Source organism: Achromobacter sp. 2789STDY5608615 (genome assembly GCF_001298995.1).
Lineage (GTDB): Bacteria > Pseudomonadota > Gammaproteobacteria > Burkholderiales > Burkholderiaceae_B > Achromobacter > Achromobacter insuavis.
Window position 1 is genome coordinate 175,046 of record NZ_CYTY01000010.1, and the last position, 6,015, is coordinate 181,060.

5 protein-coding genes and 1 pseudogene are annotated in these 6,015 nt (G+C 68.8%); 4 read left to right on the forward strand and 2 right to left on the reverse strand.

Translation table 11 applies throughout. The features are described 5' to 3' along the window. The first annotated feature begins 5 nt into the window (after nt 1-5). Nucleotides 6-860 (forward strand): ABC transporter permease, encoded by an 855-nt coding sequence (locus AOZ49_RS11375; protein WP_054433832.1) that lies wholly within the window; start codon nt 6-8, stop codon nt 858-860. Between the two features lie 14 nt (nt 861-874). Further along, complete coding sequence (locus tag AOZ49_RS11380; protein WP_082380403.1) at nt 875-1,657, forward strand: SDR family oxidoreductase; 783 nt, start codon at nt 875-877, stop codon at nt 1,655-1,657. 94 nt (nt 1,658-1,751) lie between these two features. On the opposite strand, the pseudogene ilvB reads toward AOZ49_RS11380, so the two are convergent. Further along, a pseudogene (ilvB, locus tag AOZ49_RS11385) lies at nt 1,752-3,573 on the reverse strand (biosynthetic-type acetolactate synthase large subunit). A gap of 93 nt (nt 3,574-3,666) precedes the next feature. On the opposite strand from ilvB, the gene AOZ49_RS11390 reads away from it, so the two are divergent. Beyond that, nucleotides 3,667-4,137, forward strand: a complete 471-nt coding sequence (locus AOZ49_RS11390; RefSeq protein WP_054433830.1) for an Lrp/AsnC family transcriptional regulator — start codon at nt 3,667-3,669, stop codon at nt 4,135-4,137. A 10-nt stretch (nt 4,138-4,147) separates the two neighbouring features. Here AOZ49_RS11390 and AOZ49_RS11395 read toward each other — a convergent pair whose 3' ends face one another. After that, complete coding sequence (locus AOZ49_RS11395) at nt 4,148-5,068, reverse strand: bestrophin family protein (RefSeq protein WP_054475394.1); 921 nt, start codon at nt 5,066-5,068, stop codon at nt 4,148-4,150. 107 nt (nt 5,069-5,175) lie between these two features. Here AOZ49_RS11395 and AOZ49_RS11400 point away from each other — a divergent pair, with 107 nt between their 5' ends. After that, nucleotides 5,176-5,697 carry an SET domain-containing protein gene (locus AOZ49_RS11400; protein WP_054475383.1) on the forward strand — a complete coding sequence of 174 codons (522 nt, stop codon included), beginning with the start codon at nt 5,176-5,178 and terminating at the stop codon, nt 5,695-5,697. Nucleotides 5,698-6,015 lie beyond the last annotated feature (318 nt).

The window sequence follows — 6,015 nt, forward strand, 5'->3', positions numbered from 1 at the left end:
CCGCCATGACCGCTCCCGAATTCACCGATACCCTGCAGGACCAGCTGCGGCTGGACCGCCGCGCCAGCGCCCTGCGGCGCATGCGCATCACCTTGTGGCAGGTGCTGATCCTGGCCCTCATCCTGGGCTCCTGGGAAACGCTGACGCGCATCCCGTGGTTCACCCAGAACACGCTGTTCGATCCGTTCTTCATCAGCCAGCCCTCGCGCGTGGCGGTGCGGCTGTGGGAATGGCTGCAACCCGGCCCGCGCTCGGTCTGGCCGCACCTGTGGCTGACGCTGCAGGCCACGCTGGTCGGACTGGTGGTGGGCGTGGGCAGCGGCTTCATCGTCGGCATGACGCTGAGCCGCAGCCGCTTCCTGGCGGACGTGTTCAACCCGTTCATCGTGGCCTTCAACTCGATGCCGCGCATCGCCTTCGTGCCGCTCATCACCATGTTTTTCGGCCTGGGGCTGGCGTCCAAGGTGGTGACCTCGTGGTTCGTGGTGTTCTTTCTGGTGTTCTTCAACACCTACAAGGGCGGGCGCAGCGTCGAGCGCGAGCTGGTGGACTTCTGCCGCACGCTGGGCGGGTCGCCGCGCCAGATCCTGTGGCGCGTGCGCATCCCGACCGCGGCCGCCTGGACCTTCGCCGCGCTGCCCAACGCCATCAGCTTCGCGCTGATCGGCGTGGTGCTGGCCGAGTTCGTCGGCTCCACCACCGGCATGGGCTACCTGATGATCACCGCGCTGGCTACACTGAACGCCACCGACATGTTCGCGGCGGTCACGCTGCTGTCCATCGTCGGCATCGCGCTGGTGTACTGCGTCACCTGGCTGGAACGGCGGCTGCTGCACTGGGCGCCCGAATTCCGCGAATGAACCGAGCCGCGACCATGACGACTTCCTTGCCCTATCTGCGCAACTTCGACCTGAGCGGCCAGGTCGCGCTGGTGACCGGCTCGGCCCGCGGGCTGGGCTTCTGTATCGCCCGCGCGCTGGCCGGCAGCGGCGCGCGCGTGCTGATCAACGGCCGCAACGAGCAGGCCGCGGAAAGCGCCGCCGCCACGCTGCGCGCCGATGGCCTGGACGCGCACGCGCTGGCCTTCGACGTCAGCGACGACGACGCCATGGCGCGGGCCTTCGAGCGCATCGACCGCGAGCATGGCCGCCTGGACATCCTGGTGAACAACGTCGGCGCGCGCAACCGCAAGACGCTGGCCGACACCAGCGCCGCCGAGATCCGCGAGCTGATCGACACCGACCTGGTGGCCGGCATCCTGCTGGCCAAGCACGCCGCCGAGCGCATGGCGCGCCAGGGCGGCGGCCGCCTGATCGCCATCACCTCCGTGGTGGGCGAGCTGGCGCGCGCCGGCGACGCGGTCTATCCGGCCGCCAAGCAGGGCCTGACCGGCATGGTGCGGGCGCTGGCGGCGGAGTTCGGCGGACGCGGCATCACCAGCAACGCCATCGCGCCGGGCACGTTCGCCACCGAGACCAATGCGCAGATGGTGGCCGACCCCGCGGTCGGCCCGCGCATCGCGGCGCGCAACCCGACCGGCCGCTGGGGCGAGCCGGAAGAGATCGCCGGCGCGGCGGTGTTCCTGGCATCGAAAGCGGCGTCCTACGTCAACGGGCACGTGCTCGTGGTCGACGGCGGGTTGTCGATCCAGTTCTGACAGGACGGCAAAAGCGAAGGGGCCCGCAAAGGGCCCCTTCATCATTCCGGCGGCCCCGCGTGGGAGGTCCGCCTGCCCGGCAATCGCCGCCGGCTCAGGTGGTCTCGTCCTGGTACCAGACGCCTTCGGCCAGCATCATCTTGTGGTGGCCATGGCCGGCCGGCATCATGGGGAAGCAGTTCTCCTGGGCCGTCACCGCCACGTCGAGGAAGTAGGGGCCGTCGTGCGCCAGGCACTCGGCCAGCGCCGCGTCCAGCTGCGCCGGGTCCTCGACCCGCGCCGCGCCCCAGCCGAAGGCCCGCGCCAGCGCCACGAAATCGGGCAGCGAGGCGTTGTAGCTGTGGCTGTAGCGGCCGCCGTGGATCAGTTCCTGCCACTGGCGCACCATGCCCATGTAGCCGTTGTTGCACAGCACGACCTTGACCGGCGCCTGGTGCTGCATGGCGGTGGACAGTTCCTGGATGTTCATCAGCACCGAGGCGTCGCCGCTGACGCACACCACGGTCTTGTCCGGATGCGCGACCTGCGCGCCGATGGCGGCCGGCACGCCGTAGCCCATGGTGCCGGCGCCGCCGGAGGTGAGCCAGCGGTACGGCTGGTCGAAGCGCAGGTACTGCGCGGCCCACATCTGGTGCTGGCCGACGTCGGTCGAGACGATGGCGTCGCGCCCGGCCAGCGCCGCGTTCAGGCGCGACATCAGGTGCTGCGGCAGGATGGCGTCGGCCGCCGGGGTGTAGCCCAGGCAGTCCTGCGCGCGCCAGGCCTGCACCCGCGCCCACCACGGCGCCAGCCGCGCCGCATCGAGCGGCCCGCCCAGCTCGGCCTGCAGGGCGCGCACCAGCGGCAGGCAGTCGCCCACCAGGGCCACGTCCACCCGCACCACCTTGTTGATGGAGGCGGGGTCGATGTCGATATGGATCTTGCGCGCATGCGGGCAGAACTCGGACAGCTTGCCGGTGATGCGGTCGTCGAAGCGGGCGCCGATGCAGACCACCAGGTCGGCGTTGTGCATGGCCAGGTTGGCCTCGACGGTGCCGTGCATGCCGAGCATGCCGACGAACTGCGGATCGGAGGCCGGGAACGCCCCCAGGCCCATCAGCGTGAGGGTGCAGGGCGCGCCGCTGGCGCGCACCAGTTCGGTGAAGGCGGCGCAGGCCTCGGGGCCGGCGTTCACCAGCCCGCCGCCGCCGTAGAAGATGGGGCGTTTGGCCTGGGCGATCAGCGCGGCGGCGCGGCGCACCGCCGACTGCGGCAGCTTGGGCGCCAGCTTGCCCGACTGGCGCCGCGCGCGCAGCGCCGCCAGCTTCTGCTGCGACGGGGTGTCGTCGTCGCCGTCGGCATCGCGCGGCACCGCCAGCTGCACGTCCTTGGGGAAGTCCAGCAGCACCGGGCCGGGCCGGCCCTGGCGCGTCAGTTCAAAGGCGCGGGCGGTGACGGCGGCGACGTCGTCGACCGACCGCACCTGGGTGTTCCACTTGGTCACGGAACGCGAGATGCCGATGGCGTCGCATTCCTGGAAGGCGTCGGTGCCGATGGCGCTGGTGGCGACCTGGCCGCTGATGCACAGCACCGGGATCGAGTCGCACATGGCGTCCAGCAGGCCCGAGGTGGTGTTGGCCATGCCCGGCCCGGAGGTCACGAACACCACGCCGGTGCGGCCGGTGGTGCGGGCGTAGCCCTCGGCGGCGTGCACCGCGGCCTGCTCGTGGCGCACCAGCACGTGGCGCAGGCGCGGCTCGGCGTAGAGCGCGTCGTACAGCGGCAGCACGGCCCCGCCGGGATAGCCGAACACGGTGTCGACGCCGTGCGCAATCAGCGTTTCCAGCAGAATCCTGGCCCCGTTCGCGGGGGGGGTTTTCAGGGGCGGCAAGCGCGGCGGCGACGGAGGGGTGCAGGCGATCGTTCATGCTATCCATCTTATTGGGAATCCGGGAGAATATTTATCTTCTTTTCCACGAATTGCCGGCAAACGCAGTAAATTTATCTTTGGATCGGAGGAATCAAAGAAAATGAACCTGGACAAGTTTGATTTGGCGATTCTGCGCGCCCTGCAAGAGAACGCCCGCGCCAGCCTCAACGACATCGGCGCGGCGGTCGGCCTGTCGTCCACGCCGTGCTGGAACCGGATCAAGCGCATGGAGGCCGCCGGCGTCATCCGCGGCTACACGGTCGACATCGACCCGGCCAGCCTGGGCTTCATGGACACGGTCATCGTCCACGTCACGCTGGAGAGCCACAGCGAGGAGACTCTGTATGAGTTCGGGCGGGCGCTGGCGCAGATTCCGGAGGTGCTGGAAGCCTTCCTGGTGTCGGGCGACTACGACTATTACATCCGCATCGCCGTGCGCGACACCCGCGACTATGAGCGGCTGCTGCGCGAGCAGCTGTACCGCATCCCCGGCATCCGCCACAGCAAATCCTGCTTCGTATTGCGGCGCCTGAAGGAAACCATGCTGCCGCTGAACGGGCCGACGACCTGAATCCTGGCGCTCAGCGCAGCACGCAGTCCACCGGCTGCGCCGGCTCGGGCAGCGGCCGCACGCCCAGCCCGTCCAGCAGGTCGATCTCGATCACCCGCGCCAGCGCCGACAGCGGCAGGTCGTTTTCCTCCAGGCCGAACGGGTCTTCCAGTTCGTCGCCCAGCGCGTCCAGCCCGAAGAAGGTATAGGCGATGATGGTGACCGCCACCGGCATCAGGTATTCCAGCGTGCCCACCAGCCCGAACGGCAGCAGCAGGCAGAACAGCCAGGCCGTGCGATGCAGCAGCAGCGAATAGGCGAACGGCGTCGGCGTGTACTTGATGCGCTCACAGGCCGCCTGGATCGCCGCGCATTGCGCCACCCGCTGCGTCAGCCCCTGGTACAGGATGTCGGTCAATTCGCCGCGCCGCAGACAGGCCGCCAGGTCGCGGTTGATCGCCATCAGCAGCGCGTCCGGCACGTTGCGGTTGCCGGCCAGCGTATCCAGTTCCTCGGGCTGCACCCAGGGCCGCACCGCTTCCAGCATGTCCTGGTCGCGCAGCCGCGCCGCCAGCGCATAGCCGAAGCCGATGCAACGCCGCACCAGCCGCTCCTGCACCGGATTGGCGGTGCTGGCCGCCAGCAGCACCGCGCTCTCGCGCGCCAGGCTGCGGGCCTGCACGATCAGGTCGCCCCATTGCTTGCGCGCTTCCCACCAGCGGTCATAGCAGACGTTGTTGCGAAACCCCATGAACACCGACAGCGCCAGCCCGAACAGCGAGAACGGCACCGCCGACAGGTGCGTGGGCGAGAACCATTGCCGGTGATACATCCAGACCACCACGCACGACAGCACGGTGATCACCAGGATGCGGCTGAAGATGCGGGGAATGATGGAACCGCGCAAGACAAAGAACAGAGCCAGCGCGGAAGGACGCGGACGGACAATCATGGTGCAGGTGAACAAAGAAACGAGGCGGCGCTCACTATACGCCTGTCATCGTGTCATGAGCGCGCCGATATAATTCTGTTTCGTCTCACCGCCACACTTGCCACTCAATGACCACCGAAGACACCCCCATCAAGCCCTGGTACGTCGTGCGCCGCTCCAAGCTGCACGGCAACGGCGTCTTCGCCGCCCGCAAGATCCCCGCGGGCACCCGCATCATCGAGTACGGCGGCGCCCGCATCAGCGCCAAGGAAGCCGACCGTCGCCACCCCACCAATCCCGACGATCCCTTCCACACCTTCTTCTTCGCCCTCAGCTCCGGCCGCGTCATCGACGGCGGCGACCAGGGCAACGACGCCCGCTGGATCAACCACTCCTGCGAGCCCAACTGCGAAGCCCAGGAAGGCAAGCACGGCAAGCGCGTCTACATCGTCGCCCTGAACGACATCCCGCGCGGCACCGAACTCTCCTACGACTACGGCCTGGTCCTCGACGGCCGCATCACCAAGGCCCTGAAGGAAGGCTACAAGTGCCTCTGCGGCACCCCGCCGTGTCGCGGCACCATGCTGGCCCTGCCCGAAAAGAAGAAGAAAAAGAAACCGGCCGAAGCGCAATCCGAAGCCGCGAAGTAAGCAAGCGGCGAGGGCACCCACAGCGCAGCCCCAACAGCTGCGCTCGCCCGACACCCGGCATCCAGCCCGGCACCGCCCAGACGCAAGCCCCTCAAACGCCAAAGAAGGCCGCCCGCGCGGCCGCCTTTGGCGACCCCGCAAGACCCTCCCCCCAGCCTCATTCCGGGCCAGAACGCCAAGCAAACCACCCGCCCCCACGCCCGTGAAGAGCCACTGACGCAGCCGGGGGTGGCGGGGCTGGGGGGGAGCGGGGCGTGTAGATGCGCCCGAGGGAATCTGAAGGAACAGCCGAAGGCTGTGACGAAGATGACGAAGGGG

Bases quoted from the DNA above. Each gene is read 5' to 3' on its own strand.
- AOZ49_RS11375 (WP_054433832.1), top strand. From the start codon at position 6: ATGACCGCTCCCGAATTCACCGATACCCTGCAGGACCAGCTGCGGCTG.
- AOZ49_RS11380 (WP_082380403.1), top strand. From the start codon at position 875: ATGACGACTTCCTTGCCCTATCTGCGCAACTTCGACCTGAGCGGCCAG.
- AOZ49_RS11390 (WP_054433830.1), top strand. From the start codon at position 3,667: ATGAACCTGGACAAGTTTGATTTGGCGATTCTGCGCGCCCTGCAAGAG.
- AOZ49_RS11395 (WP_054475394.1), bottom strand. From the start codon at position 5,068: ATGATTGTCCGTCCGCGTCCTTCCGCGCTGGCTCTGTTCTTTGTCTTG.
- AOZ49_RS11400 (WP_054475383.1), top strand. From the start codon at position 5,176: ATGACCACCGAAGACACCCCCATCAAGCCCTGGTACGTCGTGCGCCGC.